Here is a 23,486-nt window from a genome sequence, read left to right on the forward strand (position 1 = left end):
GGGCGGGTGTCGTCATTGCCCGCCCAGCCATTGGCCGTTTCACTTGGCGACCCCGCCGGGATCGGTCCGGAAGTCGTCGGCAAATGCTGGGACTATCGCGCGCGACTGGACCTTCCGCCGTTCGTGGCCATTGGTGACCCGCGAAGCCTGGCCGCCGTGTGGGACGGGCCAATCGCGACCATCGACGACCCGCGGGAGGCGGACAGCGCGTTCGACATCGGATTGCCGCTGCTGGCGCTGGCCTCGGCCGAGCCGGACGTCCCCGGCGTGCCGAGCGTGGCCGGAGCCCACTGTTCGCTCGATTCGCTGGAGCTTGCGGTGGGACTGGCCCGGTCGGGCTCCGCGTCGGCGGTGGTCACCGGACCCGTGTCCAAGGTGCAGCTTTACGCGATTGGCTTCAGTCATCCCGGCCAGACGGAATTCGTCGCCGAACGGTGCGGCGTATCGTCGTCCAATGTCGCCATGATGCTTGCCGGGCCCACGCTTCGGACCGTCCCCGTCACCACCCACATTCCGCTGGCCGATGCGAGCAGCCTGTTGTCAACCTCTCTGATCGAGGCGAGAGCGCGGGCGACCCTGCGCGGCCTTCAGCGCAACTTCGGCATTGCCGATCCCCGTCTGGCCATCGCCGGGTTCAACCCGCACGCGGGCGAAGGAGGCGCGCTCGGTCGCGAAGAGATCGAGATCATCATCCCGGCGATCGACAATCTCCGGGCCGAAGGTTGGGACGTGACGGGTCCGCACCCTGCCGATACGATGTTCCATGCGGCCGCCCGAGCCCGCTACGACGCAGCGCTCTGCATGTATCATGACCAGGCGTTGATCCCCTTGAAAGCGCTCCATTTCGACGAGGGCGTGAACCTGACGCTGGGTCTGCCGATCGTCCGGACCGCCCCCGACCATGGCACCGCGTTCGATATTGCCGGCTTGGACCGCGCCGAACCAACGGCAATGGCGGCGGCGATCCGAATGGCGGCCAGCTGTGCGGCGCAACGCGCGGCAAACCTTCACCGGGCATGAGCGGGGACCCTGACGCCCCCGACGGGCCGGAGCCGCTGCGGTCCGTCATCGCCCGGCACGGCCTGTCCGCGTCAAAGGCGCTAGGCCAAAATTTCATCCTCGACCGGCAGCTCCTCGCCCGGATCGCGACCATTCCCGGCCTCGCACCCGGAGACAGGGTGTATGAGGTTGGACCCGGCCCGGGCGGCCTGACTCGAGCATTGCTCGACACGGGCGCCTCGGTCGTCGCCGTCGAACGTGACCGCCGTTGCATCCCGGCCTTGGCGGAACTGGGGGCGGAGAGCGCTAACCGCCTGTCGCTGATCGAGGGCGATGCGCTGGAGGTGGACGAGGAACGTGAGGCCGGAACCGGTGCGCACATCGTCGCCAACCTGCCTTACAATGTCGGCACGGCCCTGCTGCTGCGGTGGCTCGGCGGCGAACGATGGCCGCCTTGGTGGAGCTCGCTGACCCTGATGTTCCAGAAAGAAGTCGCCGAGCGGATCGTCGCTCGAGCGGGCGACGATGCCTACGGCCGGCTGGCGGTCGCGGCGCAATGGCGATCGACTCCGCGGATTGCCATGCCCGTCCACCGCTCCGCCTTTGTCCCCCCGCCGAAAGTGGCGTCCGCCGTCGTTCACCTCGTCCCCGCCGCCGAGCCGGAGGGGGTCGATCCTGCCGTTCTGGAAAGGCTCACCGCCGCTGCTTTCGGTCAGCGCCGGAAAATGCTTCGTCAGTCGCTCAAGGCGATGCCGGGTGCACTCGACGCGCTGGCAACATTGGGGATCGACCCGGCGCGGCGGGCGGAAACGGTCAGCGTCGACGAATATGTCGCGCTGGCGCGGCGGCTTTCGGCCTAGTTGACCTTCTTCGCCGTCGCGGGGGTCGCGGCGGCCATCGCCGGGCCCTTGACGATCGACGCCGACAGCGATGCCACCTGCGAGCAGCCCGCCGTACCGCACAGCTTCTGCAACTTGGCGAGATTATCCTTGGCGCGAGGCAGCGCGCCAAGCTCAACCATCGCCTGCCCCTGGACCAGCAGCGCCTCGCGGTCGGTAGGTTCCATCGACAGCGCCTTGTTCGTCAGGCGAATCGCCTTTCCGAAGAGCTTTTGACGGATCGCCACCTTGCCCAGCGTGACAAACGCCGCGCGATTGCGCGGATCTACCGCCAGGGCAGTTTCGAGTGAATCGGCAGCAGCGTCCAGATTTCCCGACGCAAGTGATGCCTGGGCTTGAGTGGTCAGTTCAATGGAGCGCGGGATGATCTGGTCATCCGGCTTCTGGGTCATACCGGGGACCGACAGGGCCGACGCGGCCAGGCCCAGGGTCAGTGCAAGCGGCGAAAAACGCATGATCATCTCCAACCAATTGCCCCGTCCTAACATGGGGCAACGAAGCACGCGACGGTAAAGCCGTCGGTCGTATCATGATGGGGCGTCAGCACCGTGGCCGCTCCATCCGTCCGACCTCCATCGAAGCCGGCATCCTGCGCGCGCCAACCTGAATGGCGCCCTAAGAAATCGGCGGCCTGCCAGCTCCCTTCGACGGAAAGGATCGAGCAGGTCGCATAGACCAACCTGCCGCCCGGCCGGACCAGCGGCGCCGCGATGTCGAGCAGGCGCTTTTGAAGGTCGACGAGGCGGGTCAGCCGCTCGGGTGTCAATCGCCACCGGCCTTCCGGGTTCCGCCGCCACGTTCCCGACCCGCTGCACGGCGCGTCGACCAGCACAACGTCCATCGAACCTGCCAGTTCTGCGAGTTGCTCGACCTCCCTGCCTCCGTCGAGCAGGCGAGTCTCGATCGTGGCGCCGGCGCGCTCGGCCCGCGGTGCGAGTTGCGACAGGCGCTGACGGTTGGTGTCGCTGGCAATGACGCGCGCTCCCGGCGCCGCAGCGGCCAGCGCCAGCGCTTTGCCCCCGCCCCCGCACAAAGATCAAGGATCGCCGCACCGTCGGCCGGCTGGCAGGCAAGGGCAATCAGCTGGCTACCCTCGTCCTGGACTTCGACCAAACCCTCGTCGAACGCTGCGTCACCGGAAACCGCGCTGTCGGGCGGGAGGCGAAGCCCCACGGACTGAGCCGGGTCGCGACGGCGCCCTCGAAATGCGCGACCATCGAATCGCGATCAGTCCGCGTTATGTTTGCGCGCAGGTCGAGCGGCGCGCGTTCCAGCAATGCCCGCCACTCCTCCGGTCCGACGAGCGAAGAGAGTTCGGCCTCGATCCACTGCGGCAGGAGGCGCGAAGGCGCCGGCTGTTCTCCGTCACCAATGAGCGCAGGGCCATGCACCGAGCCATCGAACCACTGCCGCGCGTCTTCGAGCGCCAGTAATGCAGCTCGCCCGCTGTCCGGCCGATCACCGACGGCGCGAATCGCCCTGAATACCAGCTCGCGCACTGCTCGCCGATCCTTCGAACCCGCATAGCGCCGAGGCTTGAAATAGCGCTGCACCAACGTGTCGGCAGGCGGCCCATCATTGACGGCCGAGGCGATGATCTCGTCGAGCAGCTCGATCGCCGCTTGCGCGCGGGCGGCGGGCGTCATTGGTCAGCGAGTCGGATAATTGGGCGCCTCGCGCGTGATCGCGACGTCATGGACGTGACTTTCGCTGAGGCCCGCGTTGGTAATGCGAACAAACTGGGCGCGCTCTTGCAGGTCGGCGATCGTGGCGCTGCCGGTATAGCCCATTGCCGCTTTCACACCGCCGACCAGCTGGTGGATGATGTCGCGCGCCGGGCCTTTATAGGCGACCTGGCCCTCGATGCCCTCAGGCACTAGCTTGAGCTGGTCCTTGATGTCCTGCTGGAAATAGCGGTCGGCCGACCCACGCGCCATTGCGCCGACGCTGCCCATCCCGCGATAACTCTTGTAGGCGCGGCCCTGGTACAGGAACGTCTCGCCCGGCGCTTCATCCGTCCCGGCCAGCAACGATCCGACCATCACGGTCGACGCCCCCGCCGCCAGCGCCTTGGCGATGTCGCCCGAGGTGCGGATGCCGCCGTCGGCGATCACCGGAACGCCGGCCTTCGATGCGGTCGAAGCAGCGTTCATGATCGCGCTGAGCTGCGGCACGCCAACGCCCGCGACGATACGGGTGGTGCAAATCGAGCCCGGGCCGATCCCGACCTTGATCGCGTCCGCACCCGCATCGGCCAGCGCCCTGGCGGCATCGGCGGTGGCGACATTGCCGGCGACGACCTGCACGCTGTTCGACACATTCTTCAGCCGCTCCACCGCGCGCGCGACGTCGCGGTTGTGGCCGTGGGCGGTGTCGATGACGATGCAGTCGCAGCCCGCGGCGACCAGCACCTCCGACCGCTCGAAGCCCTTGTCGCCGACGGTGGTCGCGGCCGCGACTCGCAGGCGCCCTTCCGCGTCCTTGGTCGCGAGCGGCGACGCCACCGCCTTCTCGATGTCCTTGACGGTAATCAGGCCGACGCAATGGCCCGCTCCGTCGACAACCAGCAACTTTTCGATCCGCCGTTGGTGGAGGATGCGCCGCGCTTCTTCCTGGCTGACGCTCTCTCGCACCGTCGCCAGATTGTCGGCAGTCATAAGTTCGCGGACTTTCTGACGCGGATTTTCGGCGAAGCGGACATCGCGGTTGGTGAGGATGCCGACCAGCTTGCCCGACGATTCGACAACCGGGATGCCGCTGATGCGGTTGGCCTTCATCAGCTCGAACGCCTCGGCTAGCGTCTGGTCCGGAGTCATGGTGATCGGGTTGACGACCATGCCGCTTTCGAAGCGTTTCACGGCCCGGACCGCCGCGGCCTGCTCATCGACTTCCATATTGCGGTGGAGGACTCCGATGCCGCCAAGCTGGGCCAGCGCGATCGCCATGTCCGCCTCGGTCACCGTATCCATCGCTGACGACAGGATCGGGATGTTGAGCGGTATACTGCGGGTCAGGAAGGTCCGTGTGTCCGTCCCTGACGGAAGCACGTCGGATTCGAGCGGCTGGAGCAGCACGTCGTCGAACGTGAGGCCAAGCGGAATGTCGGAAGCGTCGGAGAGATGAGCCATGCGCGCCTTTGCCAAGTTCGGCGTGATTCGCCAACCCCGCTAGCGGTCGTACCGATCCAGCAGACGCCGGGCCGCCTCGACATGCATATCCTCGACCATCGCGCCCTCGAACCGGACCGCCCCGCCCGTTGCATGGGCGACCAGCCGCCTCGCCCGCTCGATGTCCGTCTGGCTCGGCGCGAAGGCGGCATGACACGGGGCGATCTGGTCGGGATGAATCAGGGACTTGCCGTCGAAGCCGAGGCGACGGCTCTCCTCTGCCTCGGCAACGAAACCTTCGGGATCCTCGAGCCGATTATAAACTCCGTCGAACGCCGCGATCCCCGCCGCCCGCGCGGCGAGCAGCGTTGACTGCAACGCGTAGCTCATCGATGCCCGCGAGCCGATCGGCAGGCGCAGGCTTGCCGCAAGATCATTTGTACCGACGATGAGCGCCGAACAGGATCGCGCGATCTCGGCGGCAGCCAGGACACCACCGGCGGTCTCGATCATCGCCGCGACCGGCTTGTCGAGCGGCTTCAGCGATTCTTCGACGAGTGGAAAGACGACGAGGTCGCAGTTCGACGCGTTGGCTGCCGCGACGTCCATCTCGTGCCAAGTGGTGCGGATTCCATTCACCCGGATTGCGACCGGCATCGGCCAGTCCATCGCCACCGCCTCGACCGCGGCCAACCTCGCCGACTCCTTGTTCTCGACCTTCACCGCGTCTTCCAGGTCGAGGACGACCAGGTCGGCGGCGCTGGCCCGCGCCTTCTCGATCGCTCGCGGATTGCTGGCCGGAAGGAACAGCACCGCCCGCCGGTCGACCAGGTTGAGCGTCATGCCGAATTTCCTTCCCGTTCGATGCGCCCGGCGTCATCATGGAGGCAAGCAAGGGGGATATACATGCTGACCACGTTCCTGATCGCCATCGTCGTATTGGTGCTGCTGTTCGTGATGATGGGCGTCAAGATCGTCCATCAGGGTTATCGCTACACGATCGAACATTTCGGCCGCTTTGTCCGTGTGGCTCAACCCGGCTTCAACTTCGTGCCGCCCTTCTTCTACCGCGTCGGCCAGCGCATCAACATGATGGAGCAGGTGCTCGACATCCCTGGCCAGGAGATCATCACCAAGGACAACGCCATGGTCGCAGTCGACGGCGTGGTTTTCTTCCAGGTGCTCGATGCCGCCAAGGCCGCTTACGAAGTCAGCGACCTCTATCTCGCCATCCTCGCCCTTTCGACCACAAACCTGCGCACGGTGATGGGGTCGATGGACCTAGACGAGACGCTGTCAAAGCGTGACGAGATCAACGCCCGGCTGCTCGCCGTCGTCGACCATGCGACCGAAGCATGGGGCGTGAAGATTACCCGCGTCGAATTGAAGGACATTCGCCCGCCCTCCGACATCGTCAACGCCATGACCCGCCAGATGAAGGCCGAGCGCGAGAAGCGCGCCTCGATCCTCGAGGCCGAGGGCAGCCGGGCTTCGGAAATCCTTCGCGCGGAGGGCGAGAAGCAGGCCAAGATCCTGTCGGCCGAAGGCATGAAGGAAGCCGCGTTCCGCGAGGCCGAGGCCCGCGAACGCGCCGCGCAGGCAGAGGCCAACGCCACCAAGTCGGTAAGCGATGCCATCGAAGGCGGCAGCGCGCAGGCGATCAATTACTTCATCGCCCAGAAATATGTCGAAGCGCTCGGGAAATTCGCCACCTCGCCTAATGCCAAGACGATCCTGTTCCCGGTCGAAGCGACCCAGTTGATGGGAACGCTCGGCGGGATCGGAGAACTGGCCCGCGACGTCTTCGGTGAAGGCGCGCCCCAGCCGCCTACGCCGCCGAAGGGCAAGGCCGCCACGGCCAGCCGTGGCGCGGCGCCATCGTCCGTTCCCGGCGTTCCGCGGATCGAAGGCTGATGCTCGGGGGAATCGAACCTGGCTGGCTGTGGGCGATCGGCGGCGTATTGCTGCTGATCTGCGAAGTCATCGCGCCCGGCTTTTTCCTGCTTTTCGTCGGCGCGGCCGCCGTCGCGACCGGGGCCTTCACGCTTTTGTTCGACCTCCGCCTGCCGGCGCAACTGGTACTATTCGCCATCTATACCGCCTTGGCGGTAATGCTCGGCCGGCGCTGGTACGCGCAGCCAAGCACGCCCGAGCAGCAAATCGGCCTCAACGATCCATCTAACCGGCTAATCGGCCGGACCGTCTTGGTCGTCACGCCGGTCGACGAACATGGCGGGCGCGTTCGCGTCGGCGATAGCGAGTGGAGCGCGCGTGGCGGTCCCGCCGCTGCCGGCGAGCGGGTCGAGGTCACCGGAGTCGACGGCAATTGCCTGGTCGTCGAGCCCGTCCGGCAGGACCGTCTCACCTAGGGCGCGACGGTCCTGTCGTTCCCTCAGGCGGCGAGCTGCGGTCCGGCCTGGCGTACACCCTCTTCGACGTGCGCCGCGAACTCGGTGAAGTTCTCGACAAACAGGTCGACCAGCTTCGCTGCCGTGCGGTCATAGTCTTGCGGATCGGACCAGGTCGACCGCGGGTCGAGGATTGCGGTATCGACGCCCGGCACTTCGACAGGCACTTCGAACCCGAAGTTCGGGTCCCTGCGGAATTCGGCCTGGTTGAGGCTGCCGTCGAGCGCGGCGTTGAGCAGGGCGCGGGTCGCCTTGATCGGCATGCGCTTGCCGACGCCATACTTGCCGCCGGTCCAGCCAGTATTGACCAGCCAGCAGGTCACGTCGCCCTCGGCAATCCGCTTCTTGAGCAGATTGCCATAGACCGACGGATGACGCGGCATGAACGGCGCGCCGAAGCAGGTCGAGAACGTCGCTTCCGGCTCGGTCACGCCAATTTCGGTGCCCGCGACCTTGGCGGTATAGCCCGAAATGAAATGATACATCGCCTGGTCCGGCGTCAGCCGCGCGATCGGGGGCAGCACACCGAACGCGTCGGCAGTCAGCATGATGATGTTGCGCGGGACCGGGCCCATGTTCTTTTCCGACGAATTCGGGATGAAGTCGATCGGATAGGCTCCGCGGCTGTTCTCGGCGTAGCTGTTGTCGTCGAGGTCGAGCTCGCGCGTGACGGGGTCCATCACCACGTTCTCGAGCACCGTTCCGAAGCGCTTGGTCGTCGCGAAGATTTCCGGTTCGGCCTCTTCCGACAGTCGGATCATCTTGGCGTAGCAACCGCCTTCGAAATTGAACACCGCGGTGTCCGACCAGCCATGCTCGTCGTCGCCGATCAGCGTCCGGTTCGGATCAGCCGACAAGGTCGTCTTGCCGGTGCCCGACAGGCCAAAGAAGATCGCCGTGTCACCCGCCGGACCGATATTGGCCGAACAGTGCATCGGCATGATGCCCTTTTCCGGCAACAAGAAGTTTAACAGGCCAAACACCGACTTCTTCATCTCACCGGCATAGGCGGTGCCGCCGATCAGGATGATCTTCTTCTCCAGATTAACCGCGATGACCGTCTCGGTGCGGCAGCCGTGACGCTCCGGGTCGGCCTTGAAGCTAGGCAGGTCGATGATGGTGTATTCCGGCACGTAGTCGGCCAGCTGCTCAGGCTCTGGCCGCACCAGCAGCGTGCGGATGAACAGGTTGTGCCATGCGAATTCGTTGATGACCCGGACGTTGACCTGGTTTTCGGGCTGCGAGCCGCCAAAGAGATCGGCGACGAACAGCGTGTCCTTGGTCGCGAGGTGAGCAAGGAATTCCTCGTGCAGGCGATCGAACGCGTCGGCTTCCATCGGACGGTTGGATTTGCCCCACCAGACGGTGTCGTTGCTGACGGAGTTGCGAACGACGAAACGGTCCTGGGCGCTGCGGCCGGTGTGCTTGCCGGTGCGGACGACCAGCGGGCCGTCCTTTGCCAGCTGCCCCTCGCCGCGAGCCACCGCGTGCTCGACCAAGGGCGCGGTCGTCAGGTTCCAATGAATTTTCGCCGGGACATTGATTCCCTGGGCGTCCAGCTGATGCGCCGGAATACGCTCGCTCACTTCACCATCTCCTTGATTTTCAAGGACGCCCCCTTTGATCGTGGCGTCTCGCATACGTATGCGGCGAGCCTATACACAGCGGCCCGAAACCGGTCAAAGCGCCATCTAGGCCATTGTGCCGAAGCGGGCCGCATCCTAATCAGGCCGGCGTGATGGAAACCCGTCGATGAGCCAAGTGATCGCGCTGGTCGACGACGACCGCAATATCCTGACGTCGGTATCGATTGCCCTTCAGGCCGAGGGGTTCATCACCCGCGTCTACACCGACGGCGCAACGGCGCTCCGCGCCTTCACCGACAATGTTCCCGACCTTGGCGTGTTCGACATCAAGATGCCGCAGATGGACGGGATGGAGCTGCTCCGACGGCTGCGCGAAACGGGCGGCGCGCTGGGGGCGATGCCGGTCATCTTCCTCACGTCAAAGGACGACGAACTCGACGAGGCGCTGGGGCTGGCGATGGGCGCAGACGACTACATCGCCAAGCCCTTTTCGCAGCGGCTGCTGATCGCCCGTATCCGCGCGATCCTCCGTCGCCAGGCACTGGCTCGCGGCGGCGCTACCGGAGGGAATGACGGTGCCGAGCCCGTCGCCCTTATCGAGCGCGGCCGCTTGGTCATGGATCCGGCGCGGCATAAGGTGTCATGGGACGGCCGCGATGTCGTGCTGACCGTCACCGAATTCTTGATCCTCGAGGCGCTTGCGCAGCGGCCCGGCGTCGTGAAATCACGCAACCAGCTTCTCGACATCGCTTACCAGGACGACGTTTATGTCGACGACCGCACGATCGACAGCCATATCAAGCGAATCCGCCGCAAGTTCCGCGCCGTCGATGACCGGTTCGAAGCGATCGAAACCCTCTATGGCGTCGGATACCGTTTCGGAGAAGAATGACGAGGCGGACCTCGCGCTCGCCTGGTCGGGCCGATGGACGCTGACCCACCGCATCCTGGCGGTGAACGTCCTGACGCTTGCCGTCTTTGCCCTCTCCGTCCTCTACCTCGACGCCTATCGCGAACAATTGCGGTCGGAGAGGATTACGCGGTTGGTCGCACAGACCTTGATGCTGGAGCGCACCCTCCCCTCGCTCGACGGCGAGACCCGGCAAAGCCTGCTTCGGCGGGTGGGCAAGGACACCAAGGCCCGCTTCCGCCTCTACGGTCCCGACGGTGCGCTTCAGGAAGACAGCTGGGAAGGCGTCACCCCGACCTATCGACTTCGCGACCCTGCCATCGAACCCTGGCGAAAGGACCTGGCAAGAGCCACCGACCGCGCCTTCAACCGGCTGGTCGGCGCGTCACCGATCCAGGATTATGTCGAGCCGGCGCGCGACATCGCGTCAGCTTGGCCAGAGATCGAAGCCGCACACCGCGCCAACAAGGTCGCACCCTTCGAACGGCAGGCGCCCGACCTGACGCCGATCTATTCAGCCGCGGCGCCGTTGCCCGACGGGTCCAGCCTGTTCGTCACCACCAACGATCGCAACTTCACGCTGACTGTACGAAGCCAGCGGCGCGCGCTGGTGGGCGCGATCCTTCTCACCACCCTGCTCGCGGTGCTGCTGTCTCTGTTCCTCGCCCGGACGATCGTCAAGCCGCTGCGGCGGATCGCCCTTGCCGCCCATCGCGTTCGCCTCGGACGGGCGCGAGAAGTCCGAGTTCCGCGCCTGCCGTCCCGCCGCGACGAAATCGGGACGCTGGCCCGCGCGGTTAGCGACATGAGCCAGTCGCTTCGCCATCGCATCGACAAGATCGAGGCCTTCGCCGCCGACGTCACACACGAGCTCAAGAACCCGCTGGCCTCGCTTCGAAGCGCTGTCGACAGCCTCGATCGGGTCGAACAACCGGAGCTTCGCAAGCAACTGCTCGACGTCGTCCGTCAGGATGTCCTTCGCCTCGACCGCCTGATCGGCGATATCAGCGAGGCGGCGCGAACCGATGCCGAACTGGCCCGCGCGCGCTTCGAACCGGTCGACATGGGCGAACTGATTGCGCCGCTGGTCAAGGCGTTCGAGGCGCGTCGAACAACGGGCGATGTGCGAATCGCCTTCGCCCGCCCCCGCAAGGGCAGCACCCAGGTGCTCGGCGTCCCGTCGCGCCTTGCGCGGGCGGTCGACAACATCATCGACAACGCGATCAGCTTCTCACCCCGGGGGGCTCGTCGAGGTCGCGGTGAGTCACGTCGGCGACCAGGTCAAAATCCGAATCGACGACGAAGGACCCGGCGTTCCCGCCGAATTGCGGGAGGCGATTTTTAACCGGTTCCATTCAGTAAGGCCGGAAGCCGAAGGGTTCGGCCGCCATTCCGGGTTGGGACTTGCCATCTCGCGCGCGATTGTCGAGGGGCATGACGGGGAGATTGACGTGACAGACCGCGACGACGCGCCATCGGGCGCCCGCTTTACCATCAGCCTGCCGGCGGCGGATCCGCAATGAACGCGCGCCTCAGTTCGGAAACGATACATGCCTCGACGGTTGCGAACGAAGGTCGCGCCGTCCTCATCACAGGCCCGTCCGGTGCCGGCAAGTCCGACCTTGCGCTTCGCCTGCTCGACCGCGGCTTCATCCTGGTCAGCGACGACCAGACGATCGTCCGCAAGGACGGGACGCGCCTCGTCGCTTCCGCGCCCGCCACGATCAAGGGCAAGCTGGAGATCCGCGGCGTCGGAATCGTCGAAATGGAAACGGTACAGGACGTGCCCGTCTCGCTGATCGTCGACCTGACCAGCGAAATCATGCGCCTGCCCGACGACAGCCGGGAGCGGCCGGTGCTGGGAATCGGCGTTCCGCTGATCAGTGTTGACGCGATGACCGCGTCCGCGGCCTCTAAGGTCGCGCTGGCGCTAGACCGCCTCGGCACCAAGTTCTGATGGATCCGGCGCGGAGCCTGCCGCGCCTGCTGCTCGTCACCGGCATGTCCGGCGCCGGCAAGTCGAGCGTGCTCGACGCGCTGGAAGATATGGGCTGGGACTGCGTCGACAACCTGCCGACCGCCCTGCTCCACGACTTCGTGCATGGCGAGCAATCCGACGACCGCGTCGCGCCGGTGGCGGTCGGCATGGATGTCCGCAGCCGGGGTTTCGACCCGGATAAACTGCCGGACCTGCTCAAGTCGGTCGAGGGCGTCGTCCCCGAAATCCTTTACCTCGACTGTTCGGGCGTCGAACTCGTTCGGCGCTACGACGAGACCCGCCGCAAACATCCGCTCGCCGAGGATCGCCCGGCGGAAGACGGCATTGCCCGCGAACGGGCTTTGACGGCGCCGCTTCGCCAGATCGCGGACAGCCTGCTCGACACGACCGACCTGACCCCCGCCGAGCTGCGCGACGAATTGGTGCGGCGCTATGGCGGCGATTCGCGTCAGCCGGTCATCACCATCGCCTCGTTCGGCTTTTCGCGCGGCGTGTCGCGCACCGCCGACCTGATGTTCGACATGCGTTTCCTCGACAATCCGCACTGGATCGACTCGTTGCGCCCGCTGACGGGCGAGGATCCCGCAGTGCAGGAACACATCCGCAAGGACCCGTCCTTCGCTGCGACGATGGACCGCATCGAAGGCCTATTAACCGACCTCATTCCCCGCTATTGGGCCGCCGGCAAACCTTACCTGGCAGTTGCGTTCGGCTGCACGGGAGGACGGCATCGCTCGGTGGCTGCTGCGGTCGACATGGCCGCACGGTTGCGCGCCGCGGGGTTTCCGGTGAATATCCGTCACCGTGACCTTGCTTCGCCTCCCAGCGACACGATCGAAGACGACATGGCGCGCGCTACCGGATACGCGGGTGGCGCTGGCATTTGAAGATGCGGGTGATTGAATGATCGGATTAGTGCTGGTGACCCATGGCCGCCTCGCGGTCGAGTTCATCACCGCCATGGAACATGTCGTGGGACCGCAGGAAGCCATTGAAGGCATCTGCATCGGCCCCGACGACGATATGGAAGCGCGGCGCAAGGATATCGCCGACGCTATACAGCGCTGCGACCAGGGCGGCGGAGTCATCATCCTGACCGACCTGTTCGGCGGCACGCCGTCGAACCTCGCCATCAGCTTGATGAAGAGCGAGACCGTAGAGGTCATCGCCGGCGTCAACCTGCCGATGCTGATCCGCCTCGAAGGCGCTCGCAAGGCGATGGGCGTTCGCGCCGCGGTCGCCGCCGCCCGCGAAGCCGGCCGGAAATATATCTCGGTCGCGTCCGAAATCCTTGGCGAGGCCGCCGCTTGAGCGGAACGTCGCGAACGCTGGAAATCACCAACCGGCGTGGCCTCCACGCGCGGGCTAGCGCCAAGTTCGTCAACCTCGCCGCTTCCCTCCCCGCCCAGGTCGAGGTCGAAAAGGACGGCAACCGCGTCTGCGGCACCTCGATCATGGGGTTGATGATGCTCGGCGCCGCGATCGGCGATACCATCACCATCCACTGCAGCGGCGACGGGTGCGATGACGCCATGGCGCAGCTTGCCGAACTGGTCGAGGGCCGTTTCGGGGAAGATTGATGCCCCGGACGATCACCAGCTTTTCCAACGAGACGGTCAAACGTATCCGCTCGCTGCGCGACAAGAAGGCGCGGCGCGAGGAAGGCCTGTTCCTGTCCGAAGGCCTTCGCATCCTGGCCGAAGCGCGGGACAGCGGCCGCTTGCCGGAGATCATCGCATTTTCGGCTGCCAACGGCGTTCATCCTCTCGCTGGCGAGATTATTGACGCCGCCGAAGCGGCCGGCGCTGACGTCATCGAGACAAGCCCGGACATCCTTTCGAAGATGAGCGGCAAGGATAATCCGCAGGCGATTCTGGGAGCGTTCCGCCAGCCCGACACGTCGCTGGCTGCGATCGACCGAACGACGTCGCCGCTTTGGCTGGCCGCCCAGTCGCTGCGCGATCCCGGCAACATCGGCACGATCCTGCGCACCGGCGACGCGACCGCGGCCGGCGGCCTGATCCTGCTCGACGACAGCGCCGACCCATTTTCGGTCGAGTCGGTGCGGGCGTCGATGGGTGCGATTTTCACCCAGTCGGTGGCGACAGCCAGATGGGATGAGTTCCTGCCCTGGCTGCGCGGTGGTCCGGGGCAGTTGGTCGGAACGAGCCTCAACACCGACAACGACTATATGGCGGTCGAGTATGGCCAGCCCTGCTTTCTGCTGATCGGTAACGAAAGCCAGGGATTACCCCCGAGTATGAGGCCGAGTGCGACCTGCTCGTCAAAATGCCGATGATGGGACGGGCCGACAGCCTCAATGCAGCGGTCGCGGCGGCGGTGATGGCATTCCATATCCGTGGTACCTGGCGGAACCGCTGACCCCCCAAGGGAGTTTGTTGCGGTATGAAAACGATCCTCGCGCTTGTGCCGCTCGCCCTGGGTCTCGCAGCGTGCCAGACCTATCCTAATGACTCCTACGGCTATCCGGGTCAGCCTTATCCGGGTCCCGGCCCCTATCCGGGCCAGCCCTATCCAGGACCGGACCCCTTCCCGTCGCCGAGCTATGAGGCGCCATACCGCGCCATCGGCACCGAACCGGGGTGGACGCTGGACATTACGGACCGCGAGCTTCGCTTCGACGGTGACTACGGCCAGTTCAAGGTCGTGCAGCCCAAGCCGCAGAGGATCGTCGGCGCTGCCGGCGAAATCTACGACACCCCGCGGCTGAATGTTAACATCATTCGCGGGCAGCAATGCAGTGACGGAATGAGCGACCGCACCTACCCCGACCGTGTCGAGGTGCGAGCCGATGGCCGCCTGTATCGCGGGTGCGGCGCGCCAATCGATTTCTACAATCGCGGCGAAGGCGGTTGGCAGGGCCCGGACAATGCGCCCCCGCCCATCCTCCCGGGCGGATCGATCGGTTCGCTGGCCGAAACCAATTGGCGCGTGCTGTCGATCGACAATATCCGGGTGCCCAATACCGGTTATTACATGAACTTCCTGCCCGATCGCCTGTCAGCGAAGTTTGGCTGCAACGGCATGGGCGGCACCTATCGCGTGAACGGCGACAAGCTTACCTTCGGCCCGCTGATCGGGACCAAGATGGCGTGCGCCGACATGGGGTTCGAGACCAAGGCCGGCCGGATCCTGGCCGCTCCGCTGACCGTCAACCTGTCGAACCCGGAGCGGATGATCCTCAGCAACGCGCGCGGCACGATCGAGCTTCAGCGCGTCCATTAGGTTTACAAATTTCATGGAGAGGACCGTCAATCCGGCCGGAGCCATGACGTCGAGAACGATTCGAGGATGCCGCGCCCATAGTGAGGATGTAGCGGCGACAGGAAAATGTCAGGCCGCGTCGTCCTCCGTGTCTGCGGACGCGGCCAGGCGGAGGGCCGGTTCCTCACCATAGCGGGCAAGCGCCTCGACAGGTGCCACGGCCTCGATTTCGCGTGCACTTGGTTCGATGTTGAGGTCGCGCAACTTGCGTGCGGTGACCAGCGAACGGCTCTCAAAAGACGACACGAAGCTGTTGTAGTTATTGACCGCGCTGGTCAGTCCGCTTCCGACTTTGCGCAGGTCGGACGCTGCCTTGGCCAAGCGGTCGTACAGTTCCTTGCCGAGTTCACCGATCTGCCGCGCCTCCTTGGCAAGCCGTTCCTGCCGCCACACTGCAGCGACAGTTCGGGCGATGGCGATAAGGTTCGTTGGCGTCGCGAGCAGGACCCGCTTGTCGAAAGCATAGTCCCAAAGGGTGGAATCCTGTTCGAGGGCGGCGGACAGGAAATGTTCGCCGGGGATGAACATGACGACGTAGTCGGGAGCATCGTCGAACTGCGCCCAATAGGCCTTCGTGCCGAGAGCATTGACGTGGTTCTTGATCGCTGCCGCGTGGAGCGCGAGGTGGGTAGAACGCTCGCCCTCGTCCACAGCGCCGAACGCATCCTGATAGGCGTTCAACGACACCTTGGCGTCGATGACGAGGCTCTGTCCGCCTGGCACCCGAACGATGACGTCGGGCCGGATCCGCCCGCCATCCTCGTCCGACCGGCTGACTTCGGTCGCAAAATCCGCATGTTCGCTGAGCCCGCAGCTTTCCAGAACGTTGCGGAGCTGCTGCTCGCCCCACCGTCCCCGCGCCTTCGGGCATTGCGGAGTGCGTTGACCAGCTTCGCCGCTTCGGCCGACACGCGTTCCGTGCCGCTCTTCATGGCTTCGATGTGGCCGGTGAGCAGACCGAAGGCATCCTTGCGCTCGCCTTCGACCCGGTTGACCGTTTCCTCGTACTTCTGGAGCCGTTCATGCACGGGTTGGAGCAGCGCCTTGAGCTGATGGCCCGAAGTCGCCTCTGATTCACGAAAGCGCTGGTCGGCCCGCTCCAGGAATTGCTTCTGGGCATTTTCGAGCAGCTTGCCGCCGACTTCCGCGAATTGCGCGCCGAGCGCTTCCTTGGCGGCGACCAGTTCGGCCAATCGCTCTTCGAACGCCCGCTCGCGCTCTTCCTGCGCCGCGGCGAAGGCGGCGTGGCGGTTGGCGAGTTCGCCATTCTCGGCGCGCAGCGTTTCGATCGTACGGGCGTTCTGGTCGCGCTCCTCGCGAACGCCGTCGAGCTGGAGACGGAGGGCATCCAGCACACCCTTACCCTCGGCCTGTCCGCGCGATGCGAACAACCAGCCGATCAGCGCGCCAAGCAGCAACGCGACAACGGAAACGACAATCAGGGTGGCGTCCAACGGGCCCTCCAACGAACGGAACGAAATGCGAACCTACGATGGATCCGGGGTCGGCTCAAGCGAGTGATCGAGGTCGCGCATGATGCTTTGTTCAAGCGGCGACAGGATGTACCGGTCTAGATAGCGGCACAGGGCCGTGATGTGCAGGAAAGCGGCCTGCTCTTCCGCCGCCGTCGCCGGATCGCCGCTCAGATAGTCCGCGAGGCCGCGACGCCAGCGCTGGCGCACGCCGGCGATCGTCATGGCGGAATCGGTCACGGCGCGAACGTTCGCCAGCAACCGCTCGACCTCCGCGAGCCGCGCTGCGCTCTGCTCCAGGTCGATGACACCGTCGAGATACTCGTCGAGCATGCCGCACCGGTAGCGGGCGCAGGCGTCGGGACGGTCGGCATATACTTCGCACGCCAGGTCGGCACCCAGCCGCGGGCACGGCAACCCGAAGCTCACGCGGCCATTGGATTCGAAAACATCAAGCCCGCGCTCGCGAAGCCGGCCGACTTCATCGTCGCGGACCACGCCGTGTCCGTGGAGAACTCCACGGCAGCACAGTCCGCAATTCAGGCAAAGGTCGGATCCGTCGCGGGCCATCCCGGCGACCGTAACCCTGGCCGGGCGCAGCGCAATGGCGAGCGGTCGTCGGAACCGCTAGGCTGCTGTTTCGCTAAGGGAGGCGAGAGAGGGAGAATCCATGTCCATTCGCAAAATGATTTCGCTTCACCCGGCATCGAAGGCGCACGTCAACCAGGCGCTGGGCGATGCCGTCCACCACCTGATGTACTGTTCGAAGATGTGCCTGAGCTGTGCCGACGCATGCATGGCCGAAGACATGGACATGACCCAGTGCATCCGGCTGTGCCTCGACTGCAGCGATATCTGCGAAGCGACGTCGCGGCTCGGCCTCCGCCGTACCGGCGACGACCAGCCGATGCTTCGCGAACTGCTCGAGCTTTGCGCCCGGATGTGCGAACAGTGCGCCGCCGAGTGCGAGCGCCACGACCATGAGCATTGCAAGCTTTGTGCGCAGATCTGCCGCGAATGCGCTGCCGATTGTCGGAACGCGGTCGCATCGCTGAGTTAATGACGCAGCAGCAGTTGTCGGTGGTGACGCTGGGCGTGGCGGAACTCGCCGCGTCACGGCGGTTCTACGCCGACGGCTTCGGCTGGCGGCCGGTAGATCGCCTACAACCCGCGTGGGCGATTAGCGACGACGGGTGGGTGACGTTCAGCGCCTAGGCGGCGCGCAGGCCCCGCTCCTTGCGGGTCTTGGCGAGCTTTTTCAGCACCATGTCGCGCTTCAGCTTCGACAAATGATCGATGAACAACACCCCTTCGAGGTGATCCATTTCGTGCTGGAGGCAGACCGCGAGAAGGCCGTCGAGGTCCTCCTCATGGCTTTCCCCCTGTTCGTCGAGCCAGCGGGCGCGGATCCGGTCCGGGCGCATCACTTCGGCATATTGGTCGGGCACCGACAGGCAGCCTTCGGTGTAGGGCACATCATGATCGCTGTGCGACAGGATCTCCGGATTGATGAACACCCGCGGCTCCTTAACAGGCGGGCTTTCCGGATCGTCGGGATTTTCGGGTTCCTGCAGGTCCATCACCAACAAGCGTTTGGGAACGCCGACCTGCACCGCGGCAAGGCCAATGCCCGGCGCGTCGTACATCGTTTCGAACATGTCCTCGATCAGCGTCCGAAGCTCGTCGTCGACCTTTTCAACCGGGGTCGAGATCTGGCGGAGGACGGGGTCGGGCGTTTCGAGGATGCGCAAAAGGGCCATGGCGGCGATTTAGTCTTTCAATCGAGTGGGTTCAAGCGACCGGTCGGCGCAGGCGCAAGGCCTGGCTGAGCGTGCCCTCATCGAGATAGTCGAGTTCGCCGCCGACCGGGAGGCCGTGGGCGAGCTGGGTCAGTCGTACCGGGAAGGTTTCGAGGCGCTCGGCGAGGTAATGGGCCGTGGTCTGGCCCTCGAGGGTCGCATTCATCGCCAGAACCACCTCGTCGATGCCGCCGGCAGCGACGCGGGCGATGAGCGAGTCGATCGCGAGATCCTCGGGGCGAACGCCTTCCAGCGCCGACAATCGCCCGCCAAGGACATGGAACCGGCCGGGAAAGAGTCGCGAACGATCAAGCGCCCACAGATCGGCGACCTCTTCCACGACGCATAGCAGGCGGTCGTCACGGCGCGTATCGGTGCAGATGGCGCAGGGATCCGACGTATCGACATTGCCGCAGCTCGAACAGGTCGACAGGTTTTCGGCCACCGCCTGAAGCGCGGCGAGTAGTGGATCGAGCGTCGACTGTCGCTTCTTCATCAGGTGCAGGACCGCGCGCCGCGCCGAGCGCGGGCCAAGGCCGGGAAGCCGCGCGAGCGCCTGGGTCAGCGTGTCGATCTGGTGCGAGGACATTGCGAGAACGACATAGGGCGCTTGGCCCGCGACGCAAGCCGCGCCATAGGCGGCGTCGATGCGAGTGATCTTCATGGGTTCGCCGGACTTTGCGGTGCCGACGCTGGATGCACTGGCGCGGCGTCATGACGTCATCTGCGTCTACACCCAGCCGCCGCGTCCAGCGGGACGGGGCAAGGCGGATCGGCCGACGGCGGTCGAGATTCGGGCTCGAGATTTGGGGATCGAGGTGCGGAGCCCGCGGTCGCTCAAGGGAACAGAGGAGCAGGACGCCTTTGCGGCGCTGGACGCCGATGTTGCGGTGGTTGCGGCGTATGGCCTGATTCTGCCGCAAGCGGTGCTCGACGCGCCGCGCCTGGGATGCCTCAACGTCCATGCCTCACTCCTGCCGCGCTGGCGCGGGGCGGCGCCGGTGCAGCGGGCGATCATGGCCGGCGATGAGGAGACTGGGGTCACGATCATGCAGATGGAGGCCGGGCTCGATACCGGGCCGATGCTGCTGAAACGCGGTCTGCCGATTGATGGCAGCAATGCTTCCGAACTCACGCAGAAGCTGGCCGAATTGGGCGCCGCGTTGATGGTCGAGGTGCTCGACGACTTGCCGCGGCATACTCCGATCGCTCAGCCTGCGGAGGGCGTTACCTATGCCTCGAAGATCAGCAAGGACGAGGCGCGAATCCACTGGTCGCGGCCGGCGGTGGAATTGGTGCGCCATGTGCAGGGACTGGCCCCCTTCCCTGGCGCTTGGTTCGAGGTTGGCGGGGAGCGGATCAAGCTGCTCCGCGCAGAGGTCTCCGCTGGGTGCGGCACCCCGGGTGAAGTCATCGACGACCGATTGACGGTGGCGACCGGCAACGGCGCGCTCCGGCCGCTGACTTTGCAGCGGTCGGGTAAAAGCGCGATGCCGCTGAATGAGCTGCTGCGCGGCTTTGCGGTGCCGAAGGGCACGCGGCTGGCATGACCCGCTGGCGGCTCACGGTCGAATTCGACGGCGGCCCCTTCATGGGCTGGCAGCGTCAGGACCATGGCCCGTCGGTGCAAGAGGCGCTGGAGCAAGCGATCGGCCGAATGACGGGCGAGACGGTCGCGGTGCATGCGGCCGGCCGGACCGACGCCGGTGTGCACGCGCTGGCCATGACGGCCCATGTCGACATCGATCGTGACGTCACCCCGCACCGCCTGCGCGAAGGGATCAACGCGCTGGTGCGACCCGATCCGGTGGCCGTGACGGCGGTCGAGCCGGTCGCCGACGACTGGCATGCGCGCTTTTCGTGCGTCGGCCGGCGCTATCTCTACCGAATCCTCAACCGGCGCGCGCCGCCGGCTCTGGACGCGGGACGGGTGTGGCACATTGCCCAGACGGTGGACTCAGACGCGATGGCCGAAAGCGCCACGCATCTCGTCGGAATTCACGACTTCACGACCTTCCGGTCGGTGCATTGCCAGTCAGACAGCCCGGTGAAGACGCTCGACAGCCTGAGGGTGGAGCAGGTCGGCGAGGAAATCCACGTTCGCGCGGCGGCGCGCAGCTTCCTGCACCATCAGGTGCGCTCGATGGTCGGGTGCCTGGCGTTGGTCGGGCGCGGCCAGTGGAAGCCCGCTGACGTGAAGGCGGCGCTGGAGGCCCGCGACCGCGCCGCTCTCGGCTTCAACGCTCCGCCGCACGGCCTTTACTTCGTCGAGGCGATCTACCCCTAGAGCAGCAACTCGCGGGCGACGGGCTGGCTAAGGAAGTTTTGGGGGCTTGCGCTGAGGCCGTAGGCACCGGCGCAAAAGATGGCGATGATGTCGCCAACGCCGACCGGCGGGAGCATCACCTCGTCGCCCAGCAAGTCCAGCGGGGTGCAAAGACAACCTGTTACGGTGACTTCTTGAGACGACTCCTCGCCAAATTTGGCCGCGTTGGCGATCGGGTAGTTGCGGCGAAGGAGCTGCCCGAAATTACCCGTCGCGGCGAGCATGTGCTGCAGGCCGCCGTCGGTGATGGCGAATCGCCGCCCGCCACTGTCCTTCACGTCGATCACTCGAGTGAGGTAGACGCCCGCTTCGCCCACGAGCCAGCGTCCCAGTTCGATCGCGTAGCGCGTGCTTGAAAGGATGTCGGGCGCGGCGCGCAAGGTCTCGCCGAGCGCCTGACCGACGCGGTCGACGTCCAGCGCAATGTCGGTCGACGCGTAGGGGATGCCGAAGCCGCCACCGAGGTTTAGCTCGGGCGGCTCCCGACCGACCTCCGTTGCGATCCGGGCGGCCAACTCGACGGTCAAACGCTGTGTCTCGATCAGCGGTTCGGCATGTAGGAGCTGGCTACCGGCATAGACGTGGAGCCCGCGCCAGTTGGCACCGGCGTCAATCAGGTGACAGACCAGTGCAGGGACCCGATCGGCATCGACCCCGAACGGGCTGGCGAGCCCGCCCATCTTCATGCCTGCGCCCTTCAGCGCAAAAGGCGGATTGACCCTGACCGCGAGTTTGGGCGTGATCCCCAGGCGGTCGGCGATGGCCAGGGCCCGGTCCGCTTCCCCCTCACTTTCCAGGTGGATCGTGACACCCCTCTCGATCGCCTGCGTCAGTTCGGTATCGCGCTTGCCCGGACCGGCGAAGCTGACCGGCAGCACAAGCCCACCGGCCCGCTCCAGTGTCGCCAACTCGCCGCTCGACGCGAGGTCGAACCCGTCGACATAGCTGACAAGCCACTCAAGCAGTGGGGCGTAAGGGTTTGCCTTTACTGCATAATGCAGAGCGACGTTATCCGGCATGACGGCGCGGAATTGGGCGATCTTTCGACCGATGAGGCTGCGGTCGTAAACAAACAAAGGCGTGCCGCCGCTGCGGTCGAAGAGGCCAACGGCAGGCTCGCCAGAAATCGTCAAGCCGCCGTGCGGACCGGGAACGAAGCCATCCGGGATCGGTCCCATCGGTTTCATGACAGCAACGCCTTGAGCGCAACCCGGTCGAGCTTGCCGGTCGCGCCGGTCGGAAGCGCGTCGCGCCACAGGATCCGCCTGGGCATCATGAACGCGGGTGCATTGGCCGCGAACCAGGCGCGAAGCCTATCCTCAGCGTCATCGGTCGCGGCCACGGCGGCCAGAGCCACCACCTGTCCCAGCGCTTCGTCGGAAATGCCGAAAGCCGCCACCTCGCGAACCGCGTCGCTTGCCATCGCCAGTTCTTCAATCTCGTTCGGACTCAGACGGTTACCGCTCACCTTGATCATCGCGTCATCGCGGCCGCGAAAGCGGAGGAGTCCGTCCGTCCCCTTGACCATCGTATCTCCGGACCAGACAGCCGTGCCGCCATACCGGCTGAAGGAGGGCGCCGGGCGGTAGCGCTCTGCAGTCTTCGCGGCGTCGCGCCAGTAGCCGTGGGCGACCAGCGGTCCGGCATGAACCAGCTCGCCTTCCTGGCCCGGCTCCGCTTCGCTTCCGTCGGGGCGTACGATCATCAATTCGGCGAAGGGGATGGAGACGCCGACGCTGTCGGGATGCGCGTCGACTAGCGCTGGATTAAGGCTTGCGGATCGGAACGCTTCGGTCAGGCCGTACATGAGATGGAGGTTGGCGTTCGGGAACAGCGCGCGCAACCGGCGGACCACCGGTTCCGGCAAATGCCCGCCGCTATTGGTCAGCGTTCGAAGGCTGCCCCCCGCCCCGTCCGACCAGTCGAGCGCAGCCAACTGCTGCCACAGCGGCGGAACCCCGGCGAGGACGGTGACGTCATGACGCCGGATCGCCTTTTTGACATCGTTCGCAAGAAGATAGTCGAAGCTGATCACGCTCGCGCCGGCCGCCCACGACGACAGCAACTGGTTCTGGCCATAGTCGAAGGCGAGCGGGAGCACGGCCAGCGTCCGGTCCGGGCTCGACAGGCCAAGATAGTGCGCCACCGAAATCGCACCGAGCCACAGGTTGGCGTGGCTCAGCATCACGCCCTTCGGTCTGCCGGTAGAACCCGAAGTGTAGAGCAGTGCGGCCAGCACGTCGGGAAGGTGGCCCGAAAGGCCGACCGCGGTGTCACCGTCTCGCCAGTCTTCCAGCGCGACTGCCACGGCGTCGCCTCGCTCCTCCCCGGTGAGCGTTTCCAGCCGCGCCGCATTCGCGACAAGCAGTCGCGCCCCGCTGTCGGCAAGAATATGGGCCGCCTGCATCCGCTTCAGCAATGGATTGATCGGGACGTGAATCAAGCCGGCGCGGGCGGCGGCAAGTGGCATGACGCAGGCAAGAGCGGTCTTGCCCATCCAGGTCGCGACGCGGTCCCCCACCCTTAACCCGTGAGCGATGAGGGCATCGGCAACACGCCCGACCCGCTCGTCGAGGTCGGCGTAGGACAGTGTCTCTCCGCCCGCGACAAGCGCAACATCGTCGCTGCGGCCACGCCGGGCGAGGTGATCGAGCGGAAAGGGCGTCGGATCGGGGTCGCTCACCAGGCCGGACTAG

General features: G+C 65.6%; 23 protein-coding genes and 4 pseudogenes. 16 read left to right on the forward strand and 11 right to left on the reverse strand.

All coding sequences use genetic code 11. The features are described from left to right. Positions 1 to 6: 6 nt before the first annotated feature. Together pdxA and rsmA are read left to right on the forward strand one after the other, a co-directional pair. Entirely contained in the window at positions 7 to 1,020 is a 1,014-nt protein-coding gene (pdxA, locus tag H9L12_RS05540; protein ID WP_425506804.1) for a 4-hydroxythreonine-4-phosphate dehydrogenase PdxA, read from the forward strand. After that, positions 1,017 to 1,859, forward strand: a complete 843-nt coding sequence (rsmA, locus tag H9L12_RS05545) for a 16S rRNA (adenine(1518)-N(6)/adenine(1519)-N(6))-dimethyltransferase RsmA (RefSeq protein ID WP_187542958.1) — start codon at positions 1,017 to 1,019, stop codon at positions 1,857 to 1,859. The genes pdxA and rsmA overlap by 4 nt, the downstream gene beginning before the upstream one ends. On the opposite strand, the gene H9L12_RS05550 is transcribed toward rsmA, so the two are convergent. The 4 genes and pseudogenes from H9L12_RS05550 to H9L12_RS05565 form a co-directional block, all read right to left on the reverse strand. Further along, complete coding sequence (locus H9L12_RS05550; protein ID WP_187542959.1) at positions 1,856 to 2,353, reverse strand: tetratricopeptide repeat protein; 498 nt, start codon at positions 2,351 to 2,353, stop codon at positions 1,856 to 1,858. The two genes, rsmA and H9L12_RS05550, sit on opposite strands and share 4 nt — an antisense overlap. A gap of 26 nt (positions 2,354 to 2,379) precedes the next feature. Beyond that, a pseudogene (locus H9L12_RS14395) lies at positions 2,380 to 3,544 on the reverse strand (RsmB/NOP family class I SAM-dependent RNA methyltransferase). A gap of 3 nt (positions 3,545 to 3,547) precedes the next feature. Further along, positions 3,548 to 5,026 carry an IMP dehydrogenase gene (gene guaB / locus H9L12_RS05560; protein ID WP_187542960.1) on the reverse strand — a complete coding sequence of 493 codons (1,479 nt, stop codon included), beginning with the start codon at positions 5,024 to 5,026 and terminating at the stop codon, positions 3,548 to 3,550. Between the two features lie 39 nt (positions 5,027 to 5,065). After that, positions 5,066 to 5,848: an HpcH/HpaI aldolase/citrate lyase family protein gene (locus tag H9L12_RS05565; protein WP_187542961.1), complete on the reverse strand. Its 783-nt coding sequence runs from the start codon at positions 5,846 to 5,848 to the stop codon at positions 5,066 to 5,068. A gap of 63 nt (positions 5,849 to 5,911) precedes the next feature. Between H9L12_RS05565 and H9L12_RS05570 the strand changes: the two genes are divergently transcribed. Both H9L12_RS05570 and H9L12_RS05575 read left to right on the forward strand, forming a co-directional pair. After that, on the forward strand, positions 5,912 to 6,919 hold the full coding sequence (locus H9L12_RS05570) for an SPFH domain-containing protein (protein WP_187542962.1): 1,008 nt from the start codon (positions 5,912 to 5,914) through the stop codon (positions 6,917 to 6,919). Further along, entirely contained in the window at positions 6,919 to 7,374 is a 456-nt protein-coding gene (locus tag H9L12_RS05575) for an NfeD family protein (protein ID WP_187542963.1), read from the forward strand. The genes H9L12_RS05570 and H9L12_RS05575 overlap by 1 nt, the downstream gene beginning before the upstream one ends. A 23-nt stretch (positions 7,375 to 7,397) precedes the next feature. Here H9L12_RS05575 and H9L12_RS05580 read toward each other — a convergent pair whose 3' ends face one another. Next, complete coding sequence (locus H9L12_RS05580) at positions 7,398 to 8,999, reverse strand: phosphoenolpyruvate carboxykinase (protein WP_246450649.1); 1,602 nt, start codon at positions 8,997 to 8,999, stop codon at positions 7,398 to 7,400. Between the two features lie 166 nt (positions 9,000 to 9,165). Between H9L12_RS05580 and H9L12_RS05585 the strand changes: the two genes are divergently transcribed. The 8 genes and pseudogenes from H9L12_RS05585 (at position 9,166) to H9L12_RS05620 (ending at position 15,154) form a co-directional block, all read left to right on the forward strand. Continuing rightward, positions 9,166 to 9,891 carry a response regulator transcription factor gene (locus tag H9L12_RS05585; protein ID WP_187542965.1) on the forward strand — a complete coding sequence of 242 codons (726 nt, stop codon included), beginning with the start codon at positions 9,166 to 9,168 and terminating at the stop codon, positions 9,889 to 9,891. Next, positions 9,860 to 11,432, forward strand: a pseudogene (locus H9L12_RS05590) (sensor histidine kinase). The gene H9L12_RS05585 and the pseudogene H9L12_RS05590 overlap by 32 nt, the downstream one beginning before the upstream one ends. Then, entirely contained in the window at positions 11,429 to 11,866 is a 438-nt protein-coding gene (locus H9L12_RS05595; protein ID WP_187542966.1) for an HPr kinase/phosphorylase, read from the forward strand. Before H9L12_RS05590 ends, H9L12_RS05595 begins: the two are co-directional and overlap by 4 nt. Then, positions 11,866 to 12,795: an RNase adapter RapZ gene (gene rapZ, locus H9L12_RS05600; protein ID WP_187542967.1), complete on the forward strand. Its 930-nt coding sequence runs from the start codon at positions 11,866 to 11,868 to the stop codon at positions 12,793 to 12,795. Before H9L12_RS05595 ends, rapZ begins: the two co-directional genes overlap by 1 nt. Before the next feature lie 16 nt (positions 12,796 to 12,811). Continuing rightward, complete coding sequence (locus H9L12_RS05605; RefSeq protein ID WP_187542968.1) at positions 12,812 to 13,219, forward strand: PTS sugar transporter subunit IIA; 408 nt, start codon at positions 12,812 to 12,814, stop codon at positions 13,217 to 13,219. After that, on the forward strand, positions 13,216 to 13,488 hold the full coding sequence (locus H9L12_RS05610) for an HPr family phosphocarrier protein (RefSeq protein WP_187542969.1): 273 nt from the start codon (positions 13,216 to 13,218) through the stop codon (positions 13,486 to 13,488). Before H9L12_RS05605 ends, H9L12_RS05610 begins: the two co-directional genes overlap by 4 nt. Then, a pseudogene (locus tag H9L12_RS05615) lies at positions 13,488 to 14,290 on the forward strand (TrmH family RNA methyltransferase). The gene H9L12_RS05610 and the pseudogene H9L12_RS05615 overlap by 1 nt, the downstream one beginning before the upstream one ends. A 24-nt stretch (positions 14,291 to 14,314) precedes the next feature. Continuing rightward, entirely contained in the window at positions 14,315 to 15,154 is an 840-nt protein-coding gene (locus tag H9L12_RS05620; protein WP_187542970.1) for an META domain-containing protein, read from the forward strand. A gap of 108 nt (positions 15,155 to 15,262) precedes the next feature. On the opposite strand, the pseudogene H9L12_RS05625 reads toward H9L12_RS05620, so the two are convergent. Beyond that, a pseudogene (locus H9L12_RS05625) lies at positions 15,263 to 16,647 on the reverse strand (DNA recombination protein RmuC). Positions 16,648 to 16,680: 33 nt separating this feature from the next. After that, positions 16,681 to 17,163 (reverse strand): hypothetical protein, encoded by a 483-nt coding sequence (locus H9L12_RS05630; protein WP_246450650.1) that lies wholly within the window; start codon positions 17,161 to 17,163, stop codon positions 16,681 to 16,683. Between the two features lie 172 nt (positions 17,164 to 17,335). Between H9L12_RS05630 and H9L12_RS05635 the strand changes: the two genes are divergently transcribed. Next, the gene (locus tag H9L12_RS05635) at positions 17,336 to 17,725 is read left to right on the forward strand and encodes a four-helix bundle copper-binding protein (RefSeq protein WP_187542972.1); all 390 of its coding nucleotides are present in this window, start codon (positions 17,336 to 17,338) and stop codon (positions 17,723 to 17,725) included. After that, entirely contained in the window at positions 17,725 to 17,880 is a 156-nt protein-coding gene (locus H9L12_RS13480) for a VOC family protein (protein ID WP_246450652.1), read from the forward strand. The genes H9L12_RS05635 and H9L12_RS13480 overlap by 1 nt, the downstream gene beginning before the upstream one ends. Here H9L12_RS13480 and def read toward each other — a convergent pair. Together def and recR are read right to left on the reverse strand one after the other, a co-directional pair. After that, positions 17,877 to 18,425, reverse strand: coding sequence for a peptide deformylase (gene def / locus H9L12_RS05645; RefSeq protein ID WP_187542973.1), 549 nt, complete (start codon positions 18,423 to 18,425; stop codon positions 17,877 to 17,879). The two genes, H9L12_RS13480 and def, sit on opposite strands and share 4 nt — an antisense overlap. Positions 18,426 to 18,456: 31 nt before the next feature. Continuing rightward, positions 18,457 to 19,053: a recombination mediator RecR gene (gene recR, locus H9L12_RS05650; protein WP_187543176.1), complete on the reverse strand. Its 597-nt coding sequence runs from the start codon at positions 19,051 to 19,053 to the stop codon at positions 18,457 to 18,459. Between the two features lie 58 nt (positions 19,054 to 19,111). On the opposite strand from recR, the gene fmt reads away from it, so the two are divergent. Both fmt and truA read left to right on the forward strand, forming a co-directional pair. Next, a complete protein-coding gene (gene fmt, locus H9L12_RS05655) occupies positions 19,112 to 20,014 on the forward strand; it encodes a methionyl-tRNA formyltransferase (RefSeq protein ID WP_187542974.1) in 903 nt (300 codons plus the stop codon). Continuing rightward, positions 20,011 to 20,751: a tRNA pseudouridine(38-40) synthase TruA gene (gene truA / locus H9L12_RS05660; RefSeq protein ID WP_187542975.1), complete on the forward strand. Its 741-nt coding sequence runs from the start codon at positions 20,011 to 20,013 to the stop codon at positions 20,749 to 20,751. The genes fmt and truA overlap by 4 nt, the downstream gene beginning before the upstream one ends. On the opposite strand, the gene H9L12_RS05665 is transcribed toward truA, so the two are convergent. Both H9L12_RS05665 and H9L12_RS05670 read right to left on the reverse strand, forming a co-directional pair. Beyond that, complete coding sequence (locus H9L12_RS05665; protein WP_187542976.1) at positions 20,748 to 21,977, reverse strand: pyridoxal-dependent decarboxylase, exosortase A system-associated; 1,230 nt, start codon at positions 21,975 to 21,977, stop codon at positions 20,748 to 20,750. The genes truA and H9L12_RS05665 overlap by 4 nt on opposite strands. After that, positions 21,974 to 23,476, reverse strand: a complete 1,503-nt coding sequence (locus H9L12_RS05670) for an AMP-binding protein (protein WP_187543177.1) — start codon at positions 23,474 to 23,476, stop codon at positions 21,974 to 21,976. The genes H9L12_RS05665 and H9L12_RS05670 overlap by 4 nt, the downstream gene beginning before the upstream one ends. Between the last annotated feature and the right edge of the window lie 10 nt (positions 23,477 to 23,486).

The organism is Sphingomonas rhizophila (assembly GCF_014396585.1).
GTDB lineage: Bacteria > Pseudomonadota > Alphaproteobacteria > Sphingomonadales > Sphingomonadaceae > Sphingomicrobium > Sphingomicrobium rhizophilum.